The sequence below is a fragment of the Enterococcus sp. XAF26B05_ASV22 genome (genome assembly GCF_056727285.1).
On sequence record NZ_CM161538.1, the window covers coordinates 1,169,170 to 1,190,159 of the forward strand.

General features: G+C 31.4%; 24 protein-coding genes. 20 read left to right on the forward strand and 4 right to left on the reverse strand.

Features of this window, described 5'->3' with window-relative positions; translation table 11 throughout:
* Positions 1–33 precede the first annotated feature (33 nt).
* A complete protein-coding gene (gene sufB, locus AC1PU0_RS05815) occupies positions 34–1,428 on the forward strand; it encodes a Fe-S cluster assembly protein SufB (RefSeq protein WP_111248321.1) in 1,395 nt (464 codons plus the stop codon).
* A gap of 94 nt (positions 1,429–1,522) precedes the next feature.
* Here sufB and AC1PU0_RS05820 read toward each other — a convergent pair whose 3' ends face one another.
* Both AC1PU0_RS05820 and AC1PU0_RS05825 read right to left on the reverse strand, forming a co-directional pair.
* Entirely contained in the window at positions 1,523–2,665 is a 1,143-nt protein-coding gene (locus AC1PU0_RS05820; RefSeq protein ID WP_206848669.1) for a site-specific integrase, read from the reverse strand.
* Between the two features lie 112 nt (positions 2,666–2,777).
* Positions 2,778–3,536: a helix-turn-helix transcriptional regulator gene (locus tag AC1PU0_RS05825; protein WP_206848670.1), complete on the reverse strand. Its 759-nt coding sequence runs from the start codon at positions 3,534–3,536 to the stop codon at positions 2,778–2,780.
* A 196-nt stretch (positions 3,537–3,732) separates the two neighbouring features.
* On the opposite strand from AC1PU0_RS05825, the gene AC1PU0_RS05830 reads away from it, so the two are divergent.
* A complete protein-coding gene (locus AC1PU0_RS05830; RefSeq protein WP_206848672.1) occupies positions 3,733–4,020 on the forward strand; it encodes a helix-turn-helix domain-containing protein in 288 nt (95 codons plus the stop codon).
* Positions 4,021–4,099: 79 nt separating this feature from the next.
* Positions 4,100–5,560, forward strand: a complete 1,461-nt coding sequence (locus tag AC1PU0_RS05835; protein WP_206848674.1) for a TOTE conflict system archaeo-eukaryotic primase domain-containing protein — start codon at positions 4,100–4,102, stop codon at positions 5,558–5,560.
* A gap of 12 nt (positions 5,561–5,572) precedes the next feature.
* On the opposite strand, the gene AC1PU0_RS05840 is transcribed toward AC1PU0_RS05835, so the two are convergent.
* On the reverse strand, positions 5,573–5,908 hold the full coding sequence (locus AC1PU0_RS05840; protein WP_206848676.1) for a helix-turn-helix domain-containing protein: 336 nt from the start codon (positions 5,906–5,908) through the stop codon (positions 5,573–5,575).
* A 129-nt stretch (positions 5,909–6,037) separates the two neighbouring features.
* Between AC1PU0_RS05840 and AC1PU0_RS05845 the strand changes: the two genes are divergently transcribed.
* From AC1PU0_RS05845 to AC1PU0_RS05890, 10 genes are all read left to right on the forward strand, one after another.
* A complete protein-coding gene (locus AC1PU0_RS05845) occupies positions 6,038–6,271 on the forward strand; it encodes a helix-turn-helix transcriptional regulator (RefSeq protein WP_206848679.1) in 234 nt (77 codons plus the stop codon).
* Positions 6,261–6,629 (forward strand): zinc ribbon domain-containing protein, encoded by a 369-nt coding sequence (locus AC1PU0_RS05850; protein WP_206848682.1) that lies wholly within the window; start codon positions 6,261–6,263, stop codon positions 6,627–6,629. The genes AC1PU0_RS05845 and AC1PU0_RS05850 overlap by 11 nt, the downstream gene beginning before the upstream one ends.
* 40 nt (positions 6,630–6,669) lie before the next feature.
* Complete coding sequence (locus AC1PU0_RS05855) at positions 6,670–7,179, forward strand: hypothetical protein (RefSeq protein ID WP_206848684.1); 510 nt, start codon at positions 6,670–6,672, stop codon at positions 7,177–7,179.
* A 49-nt stretch (positions 7,180–7,228) separates the two neighbouring features.
* Positions 7,229–8,194, forward strand: coding sequence for a DUF4767 domain-containing protein (locus AC1PU0_RS05860; RefSeq protein WP_206848687.1), 966 nt, complete (start codon positions 7,229–7,231; stop codon positions 8,192–8,194).
* 394 nt (positions 8,195–8,588) lie between these two features.
* Positions 8,589–9,545: a hypothetical protein gene (locus AC1PU0_RS05865; protein ID WP_206848689.1), complete on the forward strand. Its 957-nt coding sequence runs from the start codon at positions 8,589–8,591 to the stop codon at positions 9,543–9,545.
* Between the two features lie 14 nt (positions 9,546–9,559).
* The gene (locus tag AC1PU0_RS05870) at positions 9,560–10,081 is read left to right on the forward strand and encodes a hypothetical protein (protein ID WP_206848691.1); all 522 of its coding nucleotides are present in this window, start codon (positions 9,560–9,562) and stop codon (positions 10,079–10,081) included.
* Between the two features lie 169 nt (positions 10,082–10,250).
* Complete coding sequence (locus AC1PU0_RS05875; RefSeq protein ID WP_206848694.1) at positions 10,251–10,529, forward strand: hypothetical protein; 279 nt, start codon at positions 10,251–10,253, stop codon at positions 10,527–10,529.
* The gene (locus AC1PU0_RS05880; protein ID WP_206848697.1) at positions 10,526–10,891 is read left to right on the forward strand and encodes a hypothetical protein; all 366 of its coding nucleotides are present in this window, start codon (positions 10,526–10,528) and stop codon (positions 10,889–10,891) included. Before AC1PU0_RS05875 ends, AC1PU0_RS05880 begins: the two co-directional genes overlap by 4 nt.
* A complete protein-coding gene (locus tag AC1PU0_RS05885; protein WP_206848700.1) occupies positions 10,885–12,327 on the forward strand; it encodes a hypothetical protein in 1,443 nt (480 codons plus the stop codon). Before AC1PU0_RS05880 ends, AC1PU0_RS05885 begins: the two co-directional genes overlap by 7 nt.
* A complete protein-coding gene (locus tag AC1PU0_RS05890; protein WP_206848704.1) occupies positions 12,317–12,757 on the forward strand; it encodes a hypothetical protein in 441 nt (146 codons plus the stop codon). Before AC1PU0_RS05885 ends, AC1PU0_RS05890 begins: the two co-directional genes overlap by 11 nt.
* A gap of 10 nt (positions 12,758–12,767) precedes the next feature.
* On the opposite strand, the gene AC1PU0_RS05895 is transcribed toward AC1PU0_RS05890, so the two are convergent.
* Positions 12,768–13,076, reverse strand: coding sequence for an IS3 family transposase (locus tag AC1PU0_RS05895; RefSeq protein ID WP_206848708.1), 309 nt, complete (start codon positions 13,074–13,076; stop codon positions 12,768–12,770).
* A 552-nt stretch (positions 13,077–13,628) separates the two neighbouring features.
* On the opposite strand from AC1PU0_RS05895, the gene AC1PU0_RS05900 reads away from it, so the two are divergent.
* From AC1PU0_RS05900 to AC1PU0_RS05930, 7 genes are all read left to right on the forward strand, one after another.
* Positions 13,629–14,303 carry a hypothetical protein gene (locus AC1PU0_RS05900; RefSeq protein WP_206848712.1) on the forward strand — a complete coding sequence of 225 codons (675 nt, stop codon included), beginning with the start codon at positions 13,629–13,631 and terminating at the stop codon, positions 14,301–14,303.
* A gap of 65 nt (positions 14,304–14,368) precedes the next feature.
* Positions 14,369–14,545, forward strand: coding sequence for a hypothetical protein (locus tag AC1PU0_RS05905; protein ID WP_479998773.1), 177 nt, complete (start codon positions 14,369–14,371; stop codon positions 14,543–14,545).
* 48 nt (positions 14,546–14,593) lie between these two features.
* On the forward strand, positions 14,594–14,926 hold the full coding sequence (locus tag AC1PU0_RS05910) for a hypothetical protein (RefSeq protein WP_206848717.1): 333 nt from the start codon (positions 14,594–14,596) through the stop codon (positions 14,924–14,926).
* Positions 14,927–15,837: 911 nt separating this feature from the next.
* The gene (locus tag AC1PU0_RS05915) at positions 15,838–17,325 is read left to right on the forward strand and encodes an Eco57I restriction-modification methylase domain-containing protein (RefSeq protein ID WP_206848720.1); all 1,488 of its coding nucleotides are present in this window, start codon (positions 15,838–15,840) and stop codon (positions 17,323–17,325) included.
* Complete coding sequence (locus tag AC1PU0_RS05920) at positions 17,325–19,685, forward strand: sensor histidine kinase (protein ID WP_242596512.1); 2,361 nt, start codon at positions 17,325–17,327, stop codon at positions 19,683–19,685. Before AC1PU0_RS05915 ends, AC1PU0_RS05920 begins: the two co-directional genes overlap by 1 nt.
* Positions 19,678–20,334 carry a hypothetical protein gene (locus tag AC1PU0_RS05925; RefSeq protein WP_206848723.1) on the forward strand — a complete coding sequence of 219 codons (657 nt, stop codon included), beginning with the start codon at positions 19,678–19,680 and terminating at the stop codon, positions 20,332–20,334. Before AC1PU0_RS05920 ends, AC1PU0_RS05925 begins: the two co-directional genes overlap by 8 nt.
* Positions 20,331–20,945, forward strand: coding sequence for an HNH endonuclease (locus AC1PU0_RS05930; RefSeq protein WP_206848726.1), 615 nt, complete (start codon positions 20,331–20,333; stop codon positions 20,943–20,945). Before AC1PU0_RS05925 ends, AC1PU0_RS05930 begins: the two co-directional genes overlap by 4 nt.
* Positions 20,946–20,990 lie beyond the last annotated feature (45 nt).

Consider the following 20,990-nt stretch of genomic DNA (forward strand, 5'->3'; position numbering starts at 1 on the left):
ATTCTCAACCTAAGAAAGTGAGCGTGAGATAATTTGAGTACTGTACCTGAGTTAGAAGAATATCAATTTGGTTTTCATGATGATGTGAAACCAATTTTCAGTACGGGAAATGGACTAACAGAGGATGTTGTTAGAGAAATTTCACGTAAAAAAGAAGAGCCAGAATGGATGTTGGAGTTCCGTTTGAAATCATTGGAACAATTCAACAAAATGGCCATGCAAGAATGGGGACCAGATTTATCTGATATCGATTTTGAAAAAATCAAATATTTCCAAAGAGCCAGCGACAAACCCGCTCGTGACTGGGATGATGTACCAGATAAAATCAAAGAAACCTTTGAAAAAATCGGAATTCCAGAAGCAGAACGTGCGTATCTAGCTGGAGCTTCAGCGCAATATGAATCAGAAGTGGTTTACCACAACATGAAAGAAGAATTCCAAAAATTAGGGATCATCTTTACAGATACCGATTCAGCGTTGAAAGAATACCCAGACATATTCAAAAAATACTTCGCAAAATTAGTGCCACCAACAGATAACAAATTAGCCGCACTAAACTCAGCGGTTTGGTCTGGTGGAACGTTTATCTATGTACCAAAAGGGGTTCGTGTGGATGTTCCACTACAAACTTATTTCCGAATCAATGCGGAAAACACAGGACAATTTGAACGTACGCTGATTATTGTGGATGAAGGCGCAAGTGTTCACTACGTAGAAGGCTGTACAGCGCCTACGTATACAAGCAATAGCTTACACGCAGCGATCGTTGAGATCTTTACTCATAAAGATGCCTATACACGTTATACAACCATCCAAAACTGGTCTGATAATGTTTATAACTTGGTAACAAAACGTGCCAAAGCTTACGAAGGTGCCACAGTTGAGTGGATCGACGGAAACTTAGGTGCCAAAACAACGATGAAATACCCAAGTGTTTATCTTGATGGAAAAGGTGCTCGTGGTACAATGCTTTCGATTGCATTTGCTGGGGAAAACCAAATCCAAGATACAGGGGCGAAAATGATTCATAATGCGCCAAACACATCAAGTTCGATCGTTTCTAAATCAATTGCGAAAGACGGCGGTGAAGTGAATTACCGTGGTCAAGTAACGTTTGGGAAAGATAGTGCTGGCTCGATTTCACATATTGAGTGTGATACGATCATTATGGATGATAAATCGAAATCGGATACGATTCCGTTTAATGAGATTCATAACAGTCAAGTGGCGTTAGAGCATGAAGCGAAGGTTTCGAAGATTTCGGAAGAGCAGCTTTATTACTTGATGAGTCGTGGGTTGACTGAAGTTGAAGCGACTGAGATGATCGTTATGGGATTTGTGGAGCCGTTTACGAAGGAATTGCCGATGGAGTATGCGGTTGAACTTAATAGACTGATTTCTTATGAGATGGAAGGCAGTGTTGGATAAACCTGTTATAGAAGCTAGAACCCTTGATATATAAGGATTCTAGCTTTTTTCTTTTACCTTGAAATTAGAAACGACCAGCTTTTGACCAGCTTTTTTACTTACTATTCATCATATCAGCAAATTCTTGACCAGTTTTCTTAGGTGCATTGTTCGTAATATGTGCATAGATGTCTAATGTCACTTTACTATTTTCATGCCCTAATCGTTGTTGAACCACCTTGATAGATTCTCCAGCTTCTAATAGCAAACTAGCATGTGTATGTCTGAACCCATGAGGCGTGATGCGAGTTAAGGTATACTTTTTCAAAATATACCTTAACCAATCATTCACAGTATTTGGAATGTACAGAGTGTTCTTAAGAGTTGTAAAAACATGTTGCTCTTCTGAACTTGTATTATAGCCTAGTTTAAGATAGTCCGTTCTCTGTTGCATCTTCCAATCATTTAAGATTGCTAGAGTCTCAGTATCAAGAGAGATTATTCTTCTTGAAGCTTTAGTCTTAGGTGTTTGGATTATGATATTCTTATGTTCATCCATCGCTACAGTTTTGTTAACATGTAGTTCCTTATTAAACATATCAATATCTTTCCACTGTAATGCAAGAACTTCGCTTTTTCTCATCCCAGTATATGCTAGTAATCTGAAAAAAGCATACTGCTTAGTGTTTCCAAAGTTCTTGAATGCATCTAATAGGGTATTCAGTTCATCTTTAGTATAGAACTTTCGTTTTTCCTCATACTCTTTATGTTTAGGACGGATTGTTTTTCTCATAGGGTTGCTATCAATGTACTCCATAGAAACGCCATAGGCTAAAATCTGTCCAGTCTGTTTTCGAATAGAATCCCACATCTTATACTTTGCGTGCCATTTGCTTAAGACTTTCTGGCAATATGGGACAGAGATATCAGTTAACTTCAACTTACCAAACTCAGGTAGTATTTGATTTTTAGCAAACCTAACAGATATTGCTACTGTCGAAGGTTTAACACTTGATCGTTGATGGGTTATCCATTCTTCATACAAGTCCTCGAAAGTCATATCAGAAGCTTTCTTTTTAACTCCATATTTTATCTCGTATGCTAGTTCATCAAGTGATTTTTTTGCCTCTTGCTTAGTTCGAAATCCTCTGCGAGTCGTACTTTCTTTTTTCCCAGTTCTAGGATCAGTTGCAATGTGTCCTTTAAACATCCAAGCTACTTGACCATTTTTCTTTTTGTATTTTGTTATTTTTGGCATTTGTTACTTCCTCCTAAATATTGGTCAATAGATATTGTCTATCGGGAGCAATATTAGAAGTAATATTGTTAATATTCTTAATCTAAGATGTTACGCTTAATATCGCTCCATCTCAAACACCTCCATTATAGTTTTGATTAATCATGATTAATTTTTGTTTGTATTCTTCTGTAGCTACTTGTAATTCAGTAACAGCATCTAGCGAGTAACTTTTTTCTTGGAATCTTTGATTATCATTCAATTCGTCAGTTATGAACTCTTCAATGGTATCAACTGTATTTAAAATGGGAGCAATCAATACTTCAATTTTTCCTTCTAACATATCAGATATACTTTCTTGCAAATATAATAGAATTTTATCAATATCAAAATAAGAAATGTTATTGTCCACAGAAATCTTTATTATTTTTGATACACAAGAACGTTGACTATCTCCATCCAGTCGTTTGAAGGAGCTATAAAAGCGATTAGCATTTTCAGGAATGGGTACCATGTTTACAAATTCTTGAAGGGTAATATCTTCATTAATATTTGATAAATAGGTCTTAATAGATAAAGGAGTATAAGTATTATCAAATAATAAAGAATCTTCATAGAGAAAAATACCTTCTATGTATTCGTCTAGAGTACCGTACTTTATTTCGTCTATTGATATATTTGCAAGGTCAGCAATTTTAGATAGTCTTTCCTCAGAAGGTAAAAATTTTCCTTGTTCCCAGCTATAGACAACCCTTTTATCCGCTGGTGTATCTGGACTAACTAATTTCCCAAACATAGGCTGAGTATATCTATTCTCAGTTCTAATCTTTTTAATTCGTTCTCCTGCAGCGAGTTTTCTCTTTTCTAAAGTTAAGGGATGTGTATTGCCCATAAGGTACCTCCAATCTCTATAAATTGATTATAAGTATATTATATACGTAAAAGGGATGTTTGTCAAGTTTATAAAAAGGCGACTAAAAGGGATGTTTTTTATGTTGACAAAACATGTACTTAATAGTATACTATATCTAGTAAATGAAAAGGGAGATGATAACTATGATTAAATTATAGAAAGGAGGTAGGATACCATGACTAAACAATCTAATTCATTGGATAGTATCTTGACTGATGCTGTTTGTACAATTATAGATGGAAAAATGACAGAACTGAAAGCTACCATGTTAACGACAACGAATACTGGTAAGCAATATCCTGAGTACATGAAATTAAAAGTAGCGTGTGAATATGCATCTGTATCAAAAAATACTTTAGCTAATTTTATCAATAATCATGGATTACCTATAATAAAAATTGACGGTGTTAAGCGTATAGCTAAATCTGAAATAGATAAGTTTATGCTTAATTACACGTGTTGACTATGTCACACAAGTATCTATTTTTTTTACTTGTAAAGAGAGTTAATAAAAGTTAATTAATATTATAGGAGGATAACAAATGAATAAGAAAGAAAAAGTAAATGAGATAATAGAGCAAATAAATAAGTTGTTTATTACTTTTAGGGGAAAGTATTTATGTCAAGTAGGGAGTGGAGAAAATAGTCGTTTCATAACTACTCAGACTGCTAAATTAACAGATTCTAAAGTCGAAAAGCACATTAAGGGAGTTCAAACTATAGGTCTATTACTCGGTGAGGGAGGACTTACAAAATTTTTAACTTTTGATGTCGATATTATGGATGAATATGATAGAAAAAGAACGACTCTGGCACTTGTCGATAAGTTAAATACCTACTATGGGATTCCTATAGAAGATATTCATGTTTGGTATTCTGGATTAAAAGGATATCATGTTGATTTGTACTTTGATGAGCCTATTTGGGAATGTCAATTAGTTTCCTTCTATGAAGAAGTTCTTAGTAAGTTAGATGAGGTGCCAAAACGAATTGAGAGGAGACCTACTACAGGGATGGGAGTAAAATTACCATTGGGCATTCATAAAGTGACAGGTAAACGTTGTCCCTATGTAGATAATCAAACATTGAAACCTTTGTCGATGAAGAACTTTTTATCTATAGAACCTCAATCATTAAATGAATTTAAAGAAAATGTACTAGTTGATTGCTTGAAACCAGCTAAAAAGAAAAAGATAGAATTACTTAATAAGGAAGATAAAAGTGGTGGCTATGAAAGTAAGCTTGATGGGATTGAAGTTCGTAAGAATGTTAAAAACATTTTGAAAGTTGGACATTTACTATTTCCACATACTAGAAATGACTTTACTTACTATGCATCTATGGTTTTTAAGAGTGAAGGCAATAGTATAGATGAGACGGTTTGTTTAATCAGCCAAGTTCTTAATAATACACTCGAAAAACCAAGTACACGTCATTATTTAGATAGTAGTTGGACAATTCAGAGCTTAGAAAGTGAGACTAGAAGGATCGTAGAAAATACGTATAAATATGATTATTCAATTAGTTCTAAAGCTAAAGAAGTAACTTTTTATAAAGAGGAAATAGATATCATTTCTACTATTAAAAAGAGGAATCTTAGACGTCTGATGTTTAGTTTGCTACATCACTCAAAAAAATATGCTCGTGAAGACGGTATTTTTTACTGTACTCATAAAACATTGGCGGAAATGGGGAATGATTCTCACGCTGGACGTAGCATGGATAATATTAGAAAACTAGAAAAAATGGGGTTTTTAGAAATCATCCGTTTTAAAAAATTTATGCCTGATGGCAAATGCGCTCCAAATATTTACAAAATGTTGATTGACTCAACAGATAGAAAAGAAACTAGTTGGGTAACCTATGATTCATCTGATCAACTTGAACTAGAGGATGTTACAAAAAAATTATACTCGGATAGAGAGTTAAAAGAGTTTGAAAATAAGAGTGATAAAATTATATATACTTTTAAAATTGACAATAAAGAACACCCGTCTAATTAAGACAGGTGTTTTTTATTTAAAGTTTTTTCTTTCAGCTTCTTGTCTTTTTAGTAATTTCATGTAGTCTAATGTTTTTTTCTTATCTTCAATGCTTAAGGAAGTGTATAAGGCGTTGTATTCCTTATCATATGAAGATGTATCTTTATCTATAAAATGGCTCAGAGGAGCTCCTAGGGCTTTTGAGAGTAGTTGTAGATTATCTGTTCGTGGTTCTGTTATTCCTTTTTCCCATCGAGCAATTGCTTGTTGAGAGGTATGAATTTTATTAGCTAGTTGCTTTTGAGTCCAACCTAGTTTCTTTCTATATTCTTTTATGGCTTTTGCGTATTGTTTTGTTTCAGATTCCATTTTATCCCTCCGCTTAATAATAGGTTACAACAAAACGTTGTATTTAAACATTCAAAAACGGGTTAAACATCATTAAAATAGTTGAATAACAACAAAGTGATGTATATAATGTTGCTAAGGAGGAAAAAGATGAAGCAGAAAAAAATACTAAGCAAATTTAGGGATAAGAAAGGTTATTCTCAACTTGAGATATCTAGCATGATGTCAGTAACTCAACAATCAATAAGTAGTTGGGAAACAGGTAGGACTATCCCAAAACCTTATCAAATGAAACAATTAGCAGAGATATTAGAGGTTGAAATGGATGAACTTTTCTATGATTTTTTTAACGTAAGTATGGAGGGGAAAAATAATGTATTGTAATAAATGTGGAACTAAGTTAGAAGAAGCTGTAAATTTCTGTTCAGATTGTGGGGATTCTCAAAGTAAAGAAAAATCATTTAAAGTGTCTCAGACGACAGACGGTGTTAATAAAATAATTAATGAAGTTAAAAAACGAATTAGCAGTGGACAGGAATCAGGGAAGCTTTACATGATGTTTGGATGGATAACTACAATTGTATCGCTCCTTTTTATTCCTGTTCTATTTGGAGCTGTGTCAGTTATTATGGGCTATTTGTATCGTAGTTACGATGAAAAACACGGTACTATTATAATGATCTCAGGTGTAGCAGGTGCAATCTTGGGCTTTCTTCTTGGAATTGCATCAGTTAGTTACTAGCTGTACCAATATGTAAATCTAATCAGAAAGAGGAACATTTATGAAAAATAAAAAGAGAGTTACATTAGCAACTTGTCTTTTAATAATAGTAATAGCGATGGTTGGCTGTAATAATAAATATAAAGCTAGCTACGGTTACTGGTCAGGAATAGATAATCGTGATCTTGTGACATATGATATTCATATCACTAAAGATTATGTAATCATACTTGAAGATAGTGGAGCTATTAAATATAGATATAAAAAGGAAAGAACAGGTGTTAGAAATACTCTAGTCATCTCAAATAAAGAATTATCTAAACACATTAAAGGAATGGATACATCAATGAACTCATCTGTTATGTTGTTTTTGAATGATGATGATAAAGAAAATCCATATGTCTATATGCTGTCAAATATGAATGGCAGATTATCGGATGCCAATTTGTATCCTATAGAAAAAAATGATAGTCCATTGAGTAAAGAGGAAGGATCATCTGGCTCATGGCTCCTTCTAACATTAGTGATTGGGTTGTTTGCATACCTCTATAGGAAAAAGAAGACGAAATAGTGATTAAGATGATACTATTGAGGTAATGAGATTTATGGAGGATGAGATAATGAAAAAAATAACTTTACTCTCTCTATTAATGATTAGTGTTCTATTAACAGGATGTAATCAAGAAAAGGAGAGTCATAATATAGACTCTTCAACAAATAGGCATAGGGAAGCTTCAAGTGTTGAGGAAGTTGTAAATGAAACAAACGAATCTAAAACAGCAAACTCACAACAAAAAATTAAGTCGGATGTTCCGTGGAACCAAGAAAAGGATCAAGAACTTAATACATTTATGGATAGCTGGGGTAAAACAATGAATCAAACTTACAAACAATATAGCCCTAATAACAATGTGGATTTATATGGGTTAAAGCTACCTGATAAAGTTTTAGATAATAAGAATGGATGGCAAGCAGTTGTAGATGATGTTCCGATTAAAATACAATGGTCTGAGAGTGGAGAGGGAGCAACTGGCTACTCCTTAGTTGCTGTTTATTCAGATGCAGATACTCAACCCTACCTTGAAAAGTACGTTTATTTCTTTTCTTTTGTGTCAGGTACACCTAAAGTATTAATGACAAAACAGAACCAAGGAAATGAAAATAATTATTTATATCTTAAAGAAACAGAGAACAAAGAACTTAAAGATGGCTTTTTAGAAATTGTCTCGGGTAATAAGAATCATACAACAGATGCAAATAATCAAAATGAATTTAATTTAGGTACGATTGCATATAAAGATTTGAATACAAATGACTATATTCAAGGGAAAGCTCAATGGATGGGGTGTTCAATAGAGGATGATGGGACAACGATAAATTTAATTCCTGCAATGTCTGCTACTATTCAAAATATACAAATATATATATATGGACAAGGTAATACTGATTATTATAATAAATTTCTAGATGCTGCTAAAGATATAAGTTTAAAAACTGGCGGTAAGCCTGTGAGTATTTGGAGTAAAGGTGGAGATGGAGAAGTCATTATAACAACTCAGAATGGGGCTGTTGTCTATAGTATTTAGTTTTGGTAAATATTAAGAAGTAAGATGACCCCACCCCGTTGTTTTCTGACCGTAATAAGGGTACCTGAAATGTGAGCTACTAGGCTAACATGGGGTACTCTTTTTTTGATTTTTGCAAAAGGAAAATAAATTTTGATACATGAAACGATCTGAAACAAGCTTTGATAAATGCTGATATAACAGTCTTTTTATGCGTTTCAGGTATGGAGATATAAAATGTATTTTTTACTCAAAAAACGTTAAAAAGTGCTACAAATTTGTGGAAGTTATTGTATATGAAACAGACCTACAAATATTTCATGTATAGTTTAAATATTGTTGAAAAGTAGACATGCTGTTAGAAAAATTGATATAATGGAATAAAGTATATTTTTTTTGATTGGAGAGCTACTATATGGGATATTGTGTATATAAATTGAATCTACAACCAGATATTTTGAGTATGTATTTAAAAAATGATGACTTGGACTATTTAGTTCTTCAAGAAATTCCTACTGTTCTAGAAAATATTGCTGAGTTAAAGCAGTCAGGGAGTTTTTTTGAAATAATAATTGAAAGTCAATCAACAAAAGAGTTTACCCAATCGTTTGAAAAATTAGAAAACATGACTTTTAAGTTACTTGATGAATACAACAAGGTACTACAAAATTACAGAAAAAATGAAGATGTTTTATACTCAAAAAAATTTTTAAAGTTAAATGAAAAGTGTATGGATTTAAGAAGAAACCTTGAACATAGTTATACAGGGATTAAAAAGGCTTTTGAAACTATTTCTGATGAAGAAGTAGATGGATTATATTCTATTGAAAGTGATAATCAAGTTGGGACTGGGATAACTCATATAAGAAAGTTTTTTAAGATCAAAGAATTTTTATCTACAGAAAAAGGTGAAAATTCTCTTAAACCATTGAGTCTCATTTCTTATTATAACTCTCAAACAGAACACATACTTGTTGGAACAGAAGATATTGAATTAGCCAATAATTATATAGATGCTTTGGAAGAGTTAATTAATACATCAAAGGATATCACGTCCCGTATAGGTAAAATCAATATAAATCCAATATATGAAAGTATTCAATTAGACGGTGATTACAGTGAAATTAGCTATATTATAGTTTATCCGAATGGAAATCCACCTTTAGAAAGGCACAACATACTACAAGAATCTGAAGCTAAAGAAATACATGCAAAATTAATAGGAACAGATGGGAAATTTTTAAATGCGGAACCTATAAGAGAAATGTTAGAGGAAGAAGCCAGAAAGGGATATTTAAAAAAAGCAAAAGCAAAAGGAAAAGGATTTATTACTAAAATTCGAATTTTAAAAAGCAAAGAGACTGATAATTAAGAGAGGTTTATAGAATGAAAAAAAATTTTTATAATAATCCTATTAAATTGATTTGGATAGCCCGTAATAGTCTATTACCTAGTTATTTAATGCTAATTTGGTTGCTAATTATTTTGTTTTTATTTTTTGGAACATTTGTATTTAATTATATTGAGCTATCTAGTTTTTCTATAGATAAATATTTTAGTGCTTCAACAACAGGGCTCACATTCACATTAGCTCTTTTTACTGCGGAAAAAAATGTTTTTAAAATAGATGAATTAAAAGCATTTGCGGATTATGTTGATAAAGAAGGAAAAAACAAAGGTAAGCCATTACTAGATTTTTTAGCACCGTTTGTATTCACTTCTTTAGTTTTTTTAATTACTGGAACATTGTCGTTAATCGTGCCATTCATTAATGTGAATGTTTCTGATAAGGTAGCTGAAATGTTGATTCAAGTCTATTTAAATCTGTTGTTGTTAGGTTTATTTGGTTTATTCAATTTGGTTGTAACTATGTTAAATGATGTTTACCACTCAGTTTCAAGAGAATGATTTTTTTAATAAAGAAGGAAAAGTGACAAATTGGATTCTCAATTTTATCAATAGTTAGCCCTTGTTGCTATTAGTTATTAAATTTGGTAAACTTTTATTATATAAATAGACTTTATGTAATGATATGAATACTTTTTTTGCGGATAATATATATAAAAGGAGTTTTTTTATGACTGGGAAAATAGCATCGAGTAAAGCAGCAGCTCAAAATGCTGTAACTAAATTAACTGGAAAAAATGTAGATTTATCCAAAAAGGCAATCAGTTTTTCTGGAAGTACTGTATCTAGCATGACAGACGGGTTGACAATTGCAAATCAAATTGTCGGTGAAGTGAGTAGTCTTGCAGAGTGCGTTTGGTCTCAAGCAGAAAAATTCCCTCAAATTGCAGAAATGATGGAGTATCAAGATCGTCAAGCAGCTCATCAAATGGGTGGTGTCGTATATTGACAAAGGATAAGCAAAAAATAGAAGCTGATAAAATTGTATTAACTAAGCAAATTCAAGAAAATGAACAAATTTCAGAGGATTTGAAGAGAGAACAACGGAAGTGGCAGGAACAGTTAGAAGAAAGTAACTGGCAAATGAAACAACAGACTGATCGAATTGCTTCACTATATCAAGAACTTGCCCACTTTGGTGATAAGGCGTCTTATTATAACCAAGAAGATATCCAAGTTATTTACAAAACGGTTCAATCTGTTTTTCGTTCTCAGAAAGAAACTGTAGAATCTGCTTATAGAATATCTAACAAACAATTAGAAGAGACTAACGAACGTTTGTATAAAGAGCGAGGGGCGTTAGAATGGTAAAGTATATAAGTTCAGATTCCACTGCTTTGATTCAAGGTTTAACAACGAATATAGCTACTGCAAAAAGCGTTACAGGACAACTGAAATCAGGTAGCCAACATTTGATTCAGTCAGTGGATGGTGAACAGTTATCTGGGGCTGCGTATACAGCAGGGAAAGGCTTATTCCAAGACTTGATTCTTCCAACTGTTGAACGTGTAGATAGTGCTGTTGATGCAATAAAAGAAGAACTCAGCAGCTATCAAGCAGCCGACGGACTAGTGAATAAATGGGCTGTTATTGATGAACAGGTGCAAAATGAATTAATTCAATCGTTTCAACGCCAAATTTCAGTGATTAATTTTCAAATTCAATGCTCAAATAAATTAGGATTGCTTGGGAAATTGGCTAAAGGAGCTTTAGAAGCTTTAGTCCATGATAACCAACGATTAGAACAGGCACGTTCAAATTTAGAAGATAAAATAAGAGAAGAGCAAGAAAAATTAGAAGCATTAGCCAATTTTCAGTCAGAAACAAACGGTTTATTTCGTGATTCTTTGAATCAATTAAAAATTGGTATGCAGGCAATAGAAGTATTAGGACTAATGACAGTGACTCCTAAAACAGGAGCCTATGCTTTTCCAGAAGGTTTTGATTCTTCGTGGTTAACATCAGTAAAATCAACGAGTGTAACTGCAACAAGAAAACAGGTTGCTCTAGAAAACGGGATGGACGAACTCCAGTTACCAAAAGCAGCTCGTAAATACTATCAAGAAATTATGAAAGAGGCATTGAAGAATGTCCCTGCTGATCAATGGGCAGCAGCTATCAATGAGTTGAATCAGTTATTATTGTTTGATGATGACGGGAATATATTGAGAGTATTACCTGTGAATATGGGTGCAGGTAACGGAGTCATTATATTAAAAAATGGCGTAAATGATGCAGAACTAACCGCACAAGCGAACAAAGAATTGAATGCTCAACAAAGAGAACTTCTAAATCAATCTCTGTTACAATTAGCAACAGGAGTAACTACAGCACTTGGAGGACTTGGGATAACTGGACTAAGTTTAGGGGGAACTTATTTTTCTGGGGGAACTCTTGCTTTAACAGGAGTCACGCCAGCTGGAGTTGTAGCAGGCACAGCAACTACAGGAGCGGGTGTGGCAATTGTTTCAGATGCTCTCAGTAAAATGGGTGTTCCAGCAAGTTCAATCGACTATAATTTTGCTAAAAACTTTGATGACTATTCTCGAAAAGTTGAAAGAATGGGTCCTCGTAAAGGAAACACTCCAGGAAATAATCAAGCTCAAAATAAACAAGTAAGAGACATCGTGAAAAAGTATAAATTAAACAAAAAACAACAAAGACAATTGCATGATGAAATAACAGGACAGGGATTTGATTATCACGAGATTGAAGAAATTGCGGAGGCTATATTAAATGGAAAGTAAAATAAAGAATTTGATTGCTCAACCTGTAGTTAAAAGTAGTGCTGGAGGAGCAGCAGGATCAACTTTAGTGTTAGAATTTGAAGACAAGTCTTATATATTTATTTGGTGTTCTTGGCGTATTGAACAGGGAGCGCAAGTAATTGTTACTTCTTCAGACACCATCTCACCAACAGATAGTGATAGCAGTCCAAATGGTTTTATAGGTGAAAAATCACCTATTCTTGAAGGTAGAAAGTTAATTAATTTCAACTTAACGCCGCAGTATGATTTAGAAATGCTCTTTGATGATGAATATAAATTGCGTATTTTTTGTGATATAGGTCATTCTAGAGAAGATTATAATATTAATTGGGAATTAAACATACCTACAGAAAATATTTCTATAGAAATTAATAATCATTTTGAAGAACACAAGGCTCAATACGGATAGTGGATAAATGTCAATAGAGTAGACACAAACAGAGCGGATACTTAGTGAGAATCAAAGTATTATCCTCCATTTCATTTGGTGCAGGAGGGTTAAACGCTTGCTTCAAATGATTTGGGCGTTTTAAAGAAACCTGACCTTCGGTCGGTTTAAATGCAGGTTTTACTGTAGACATTTTAGGTAAGTTCATAGTGCTCATTAGGCGATAAACTCGGCCAATGCTAATAGAAATGTCATAGTCACGTAGAAGCATGCGTCGTACTTTTGCAGGACCTACTCGCTTTTTAGAGGTTGTATAGATTTCTAAGATAGTCTTTCTCAACTGTTGATTTTCTGCTGCTCTAGTAGTAATTTTTCCAGAAAAACGTTTGTAGTAAGTCGAACGATTAACTTTAAGAACGCTACAAAGCGTAACAACAGAGTGTTCATGACGTAAAATACGAATCGCATTTAGTCGTTCGTTGAGCTTGGCGTGAATATGGTAATCGCTTTTTTTAATATTAAATTTTCCTCTTCTAGCTGAAGGTTTCTTTTCTGTAACTGCTTGGTCTGTCGAGCCGTGAGGATCGTATCATCATCAATTTTAACTTCAGAATATTGATTCATCCAGCGAGCTACGGAGGGCAGGGCGATTCCATATTAATTAGCTAAAGCGTTTTGTGATTTGCCACCTTCATAAAGTTTCACGATTGATTTTTGAACTCTTCATTAAATTTTCGTGGAGAGTTACGTTTGTCTACCATAATCAAAATCTCTTTCTCAAATAATGTCTAATTAATTAATAGTATATCAAAAAAACTGTCTACTTTATTAGCATACATGCAACTGTTAAGAAGAGTAGAGATACTAATAAAAAGAGGAGTGCTGAATAATTATGAATAATGAATTTTCAGAAGAAGAAAAAATAAAATATTTTGACGAAATATGCGAAAAGTACTATCGAAAAAATTTTAGTTTAACATCAAAATCAGAGATGGATTTACTAATGTTCAAATTTTTCTATCAAAATAAACTTAAAAGAAAAAAAAGTGGTGATTTCAATGCAGATTCAGATTATCTTTTAAGTAAAGAGTTGGGTATAACGCAAAGCAGAGTAAGAAATCTCAAAATAAAAAAAGAACTTGTGTATCCTGAACAGAATTATGATTGGAAAGAACAATTTTTAAATTTAATAAGTTTTGCTCAATATGATGAGCAAACTAAAAAAATAATAATGAATATACCAGACCCTAATTTACAAATTGAAATTGAAAATCATATTGAACAAAGAGGACTATTTATAGAAAAGCAACTCAATTCTAAATTACTACAAGTTAGAGTGGAATACTTTATTGAGTTGGTTATTTCATTGGATGAAAACATAAGTCAAGACGACTTAATAGAAAATATGAAAGCTCAAATTAGTGAATTAAGTTCGGTAGATAAAAAAATAATGAAGAAGGGATTTGGAAAAGTGGTAAAAGAAAAAGGGATTAGTTCTATAGAATTGCTATCAGCTATAGTTACGATAGCCCCAGCGGTTCAGCCGATAATAGCAATGATTAGTTAAAATTGATTAACGGTTGATGTTAAAAAAATTTTTTTATTTAGTAATACATTTATAGAATTTTTATTTTGAAATTGAACAGTAATGGTACTAACTTTGAACGTGGAATGGAACAGTTAGGTAGATTGCTTGGATATAAAACAGGTAACCCATCAGGAGAAGCTGAACCAGATGCTTGGTGGGTTTTAAATGATAATTATTGCATGATAACTGAGAGTAAAATTTATGATGATGTAGATACTTAAATATCTGCAAGACAGTCAGCCATTCATCCTAACTGGATAAAAACTAATTTGAAAGAACTTATGTTATCACAACAAGCAGAAATTGTTAATGTTTTTATATCCAATTCTAATACAATTCATGAAGGCATAAGTAAGATAATAAAAGATACTTTCTACCAAGATAGAGAAAGTATAATTAGGTTTGCTGAAAGAAAACTACCTGCTATATCATCAATAAGGAGAAAATATTCGGCTGAAGGTGACTTGCTCTGGAGACTAGAAGCTGAGAAAATATTGGAGGAATATCACTTAACTCCTAAAGAAATACATGAATTTTTTACAACTACAAAATTTGAAGAATTACCCACTGTAAAGGAGAAAAAAATCAGAGAATTAGTTTAAAAATTCTCTGATTATTGCTCCCAATAACATATAAAAATTGACCAGATTTTGACCATCTTAATTTGATAATCAATGACACTTACTGACTATTGAACTACTATAAGTGTCCTTAATTTGTTGTTTTGATAACGAATGACAATGGTTGATAAGTCGTTTCCAATATGGAAGGATCTGTCGGATAAAAATTAATGACAGTTATAAACGTTGATAAAAACATCGTTTATAACTGTTTTTCGTTTTTTATGTAGATTTTGATATTGAAGAGAATGATGAACCCATTTTAGTGTATATTATACATTTATATTTAGATAAATTGAGCTTGGTTTTACGCTATTATTTTATAGAGTAATGTTTAGAAAAAACGAGGTAATGGAAATGGTTATAAATAAGGATAAGACCTAAGTTATTTAGATAAAGCAAGTCAAGAGGAATAGGTCAGTAATTTTTTTAGAATGAATAAAACAAATGGAGAGGGATTACAGTTTTTTAATATAAAAATAGAATTTCATTATGAAAATTTTTTTTCTGTTTATATTTGAAAAAGGAGTTAGAATAGTTAATTGTTTTATTTAATACACAGATAGTTGAGAAATAAAATTTTACATAGTAAATAAGTTGAAAAATACCTCTAAAAAAACAAAATAATAAGATATATAATAATTAGAGCAGCATTATTTACCTAGAAAAAGAAAGTTCTATATGATAAAATGAAAGAAATATGTCAATAGAACAGTTTCGAATAACAAAGATATTAATACTTCAGTTATTATGTAGAAAGAGTTTAACACAATTTATTCTACTAATTGAATTTCCTGTTTAAAAGGTAGTGTATTAATATAACATATGAAACTGCGCGAGCTAGTTTAAATATTTTAATAGGTTCTAAGTTATTATAAAAGGAGAATATGCTCGTGAATGATGAACACAAATTTATTAAAGAAAATGGTATTTTTTATACTGATAAAAAATTGGCAAACAAAATGGTTAGTCTTTTAAAGATAAATTATAAGAGTGAGTTCACTCTTATTGAACCAGCTGTTGGTGAGGGACATATACTCTCTCTTATTGTTAAAAAATATTTTATTGAGAACAAAGATAAAAATAAAGACGAACAGGTTGAGTTTTTAGAAAATAATATAGCTGGATTTGATATTAGAGACGAGGCTATAGTTGTTTGCATAAACAAATTAAATGATTTATCCGAAGAATATATAGAAAGAAAAATCAAATGGAATATTCAAAAATTTGATGCTCTTAATAGAAAAGAACTTATTGAAAATTTTGGAACATATGACTATGTAATCAGTAATCCTCCATATGTTTCAAGACATAATATGGATGATAGAACAATCACTGCTCTAAGAGAGAAAAGTGAGTTTTGCTCAAAATTTAATTTTGATCTATATTATTATTTTTTTGAAATAGGGTTTGATTTATGGAATAGAAATGGAAAGATTGTTTATATCACTCCTAATAGCTATATCAAAGCTAGAAGTGGTGAAGTAATGATGAGATATCTTATCGATAATTCACTAGTTAAAACAATTATTGATTATAAAGATGAGATGAAGTTTGAAGGAGCAACTACTTACACGGCAATCAGTGTTTTTTCTACAGATAATAAAGTTTTACGAGTAAAAAATAATAAGGGGAGAAACTTGGTCAAGGTAACATATAGAGATCTAGTGGAGAAATATAATTATATGATATACAGCCATGATTTTTTAACTGAAGTTCAGGAAGAGTTTGTTGATTTAGGAGAGTTTGCTGAGATAAGAAATGGGCTTGCTACATTGCAGGATAAAGTCTTTATAATAAACGAAAAAGAGATAATTGAAGAAACAGATAACTTCCTGTCATTTGTGAAAGAGAAAAAGACTTTCTCAGTTGAAAAAAATGTACTTAGGAAAGTTATAAGAGTTTCAAACACTGAAGAAATAAAGTATGTGATTTTTCCATATATTTCTGCGAACGAAGCAAAAACAGCTTATCTTCAAGATACTGAAATAAAGGAACATTACAAAAAAACTTTTGAGTATTTATTCGAAAGGCTTGATGAAGAATATCAAGATAAATATGATTTATATTTTGGCAGAACCCAAGGCTTTACCTGTTATTACGATCAAAAGGTAGTGATTCCTAAGGTAGCTTCATTGGAGGATAATCCTTTTAAAATCGTTGGGGAAGGTTTTTTGCTATCTGGACTGTCTATTAAACTAAAAAATGAATATTTGAGAACAAATCTGAATCTAATCTTGGATTATCTTAATACGGATGTAGTCAGGGATTATCTGACTATTACATCTAAAAACTATGCAGCTGGATATAAGAGCATTAGTTCCAATGATTTAAAGAAGATTAAAATTCCAAGAAATTTAATTGTAGGGGAGGAAATATAATGAAAAAAGAAAAGATTGCTAATTTTAAAGCAACAACAAGAACTGTTAATTTATTAGGTAGAGATAATGTTTTAGACTATAGAAGTGCAGTTCTTGAATTAGTAAAAAATAGCTATGACGCTTTTTCAAAAAGAGTTGATGTAACAATAAACAATGAAAACGTTGAAATCATTGATTACGGTTCTGGAATGAGCTATGAGAAAATCCTTGAGGTTTTTTTTACTGTTGGAACTGATGACAAAACTAATATGCCTTATATAGAGACTGATGGTGATAAAAGAATAATGAACGGTTCAATGGGAATTGGTAGGCTTTCATTAGGAAGGCTTGGAAAAAAATCAACCATAATTACAAGTGATTCATATCAAGCACACAAATTTGATATTGATTGGACAGTGTTTAGCTCTGGTAAAGATATCGGGAGTATTAAAATACCGATTACTGAAATAAGCCTTGGACAATTTGAAGAAGAGTATAAACATAGAAACTTACATAATCCTAGCCGAAAAGGAACTATCATAATTTCTAAGGATTTGAGCGACGATTGGGAAAGAAGTAAAAATAATAAAGAAAAGGATAATTATATACTTTTAAAGCAAAGTCTTGGTAAGCTGAAAAATCCAATGAAAAATCAGGATTTTGAAGATTTTCAAATTTTTTTAAACTACTTTGGTGAAGTTGAATCTATTGAATATGAGATAGATGAACTTGATAGTGACGCATATATTACATTCAGCTACTCATATGATGATGATTTATTAGTTTTGGAAGGCGAGTTTCCTGAGATAAATGTTCTCAATTTACCTCCAGATTTTATAAACAAATACTATAATGAGTTGAGAAAATATATAACAAAAGATGGGAAAAGGATTAATAAGTTTTCTTTTTATGATGAGAAAAAAATTAGTGAATTCTTATTAGAAACACCTCCTAAAAATCCAATAGGAGACTTTGATGGAACTATTTATTTTACAAAAAAATCAGGTGGTAGACAATATCCGTTTATTAATCCACCAGCAAGTAAATATTACGAATTTGATTATGAACCTGGAATATCACTTTATAGAGATGGATTCAGAATTAGACCTTATGGTGAGACAGACACAATAGGATTTGATTGGTTAGGTATAGAGAATATTCGTGCAAAAGATCCAGCAGCCGTTTCAAGGCCAACATATTTAATGCAGGCCAATCAATTAAGTGGATTCATTAATATTACCAAAGAAAAAAATAATGGATTTGAAGATCAATCAAATAGAGAGGGCCTAAAAAAAAGTTCTGAGTTCTCTTATTTAGTCAAAATTTTAATTCAGATAATTAAAGAATTTTCTCAAATTAGATCAAACCTTCATATTTTGTATAACGAGTATTTAGATGACATATCTGACAAGACTTATCACAGTCGTCAAGGTAAGTCTAAAAAGAGAACTATAGATAGATTGTTAAAGAAGAATTTTGGAGATTCTCAAAAATTATTTGAAGATAAAGAATTTCAAAAAATTGTAACTCCAAAAACTATTCTAGAGTTATATTCTTTAACTGATGTTTCACAAGATGAAAATGATTCTTTAATAAGTGAATTAGATATGTTAAGAACTCTTGCTACCCAAGGTATTATAATGTCTACCTTTGCCCACCAGATAAAAAATGACAAAATATTTTTTAGAAATGTACCCATTAATTTAAAAGAAATAGGAGATTTGTATGAGCAAAGGTTCGGTGTTAGATATGATGAACTTGAAGAAGATGAAAATATTTATTGTTATGCTGATTCTATTGAACGTAAAAATTCAAGTATTTTAGGTTTTATTGAAAACGCAACTAAGAATCCTAAAAAAGCTCGTAAGACTAAAATAAATTTAATTGAATACCTTAATTTTACTTTAAAGTGGTGGGAAAATTCAATACGTGATAATTATAATACATACAATTACACAGTAAATGGTGAACAAGACTATACCAAACTAGCAGATCCCTTAAAAAAAATCTTTGTACATGCGAGTGATCATCAATTGGATTGTATTTTCTTGAATTTAATTTCAAATTCCCATAAAAGCTTTGAAGAAGGGAAGATTGTAAACAGAAATATAAATATTGATGTATCGTTAATTTCATCAAACCACGTGAAATTTGTTTACTCAGACAATGGTATTGGATTGAGCGAAGAAATTGAAGATAAAAATAATATTTTTGAACCCTATAAAACATACAGTGAGAGGTATGGAGGAACCGGCATGGGTATGTGGATCTTCTATTCAATAGTTAGAAGTTTAAAAGGAGAGAAGAAACTACTCTCTGAAAAGGGAGAAAAAGGTTTCGAAATAGAATTTACTTTATTAGGTGGTGCTTTTGATGAATAATGATATAAAAAAGATTGTTATTGGTTATATTGATGATGATATGGATGCAATGTATAGCTCCTATAGTGAAATAAAACGAGAGCTTAGAAAGATGATCTCCTTAGATGAATATAAGGAATTTGATATTAAGCCATCTTTCATTTTTATTAAAGATGAGGAAACACAAGAAGACTTTTGGAATAGTCTATTGGAGAATAATTACCATGCTTTAATAATGGATTTCCGATTGAGCAACAGTGAAATTTTTGACAGTGCTGAAATAATGTGGAAAAGAATTAAGTCATATAATGCTCATTTTCCTTTAGCAATCTATACTTCATATAGTGATGAAGTTACAATCGATAAGAATGCTGAAAGGATTTTTGAAAAAGATATCTCTGGGCAGACTGGTGATATGATAAACTATCTACTTAAGCAAATTATGCGTAATTTTGAAGAAATTGAAATTCTAGAACGTATCAATTTGGGCTTAAAAAATGATCAATCTATATCATATTCCGTACTAAAGAATGAGGAAGAAATAGATAAGCAATTTTCTCTTTTTTATGATTCAAATTACTCAGAAGATGAGGAAGAAAAATTCAAAATTCTTATGGAAAATGCATTTGAAATTATTGGAAAATATTCTGAAAGATATGATGATAAATGATAAGAAAAATATATAAAGGTGATTACAGAGGGTATGAAATTCCACCTACAAGAAGAAGTGGAGATGAAGTAACGTCTTTAAAATATACTAGGAAATCAGATAGAAACCAAATCAAAAAGTATTTGATAGAAGATTTTCATTCAAAGTGTGCATATTGCGGTTGGGAATATACTTCATATGCAGATTCCTTTTTTCATATTGAACATACTAAAAATAAAGATAATCATTCTGAACTAATTGATAGTTATCAATATATGGCTTTAGCTTGTCCAGTATGTAATTGCTCTAAAAGCAATAAAGAAATAGATTACTTCATAGATCCTATAGATATCAAATTTAAAAATCTATTTTATAGAAATAAATTTGGTGCAATTGTCTCAAATAATGAATTGACAGAAGAAGAGAAAGATATATCTAATCAGTATATAGAAATGATTGGGTTGCATAAGGAATTATATAAATTAGACTATGTATATGGATCGCTAAAGAAAATTATAGATTGTGAGATAAATCTAGAAGAAAAAGATTATCAATTTATTGGAAAAATAACAGAAATTATTGAATTTATAAATAGAGTTGCACGAAGAAAGACTAATTATACTGATTTTTAGTATCATTTTTTGTAAATAAAACGTTTGAGACTGTTTGTAATATTG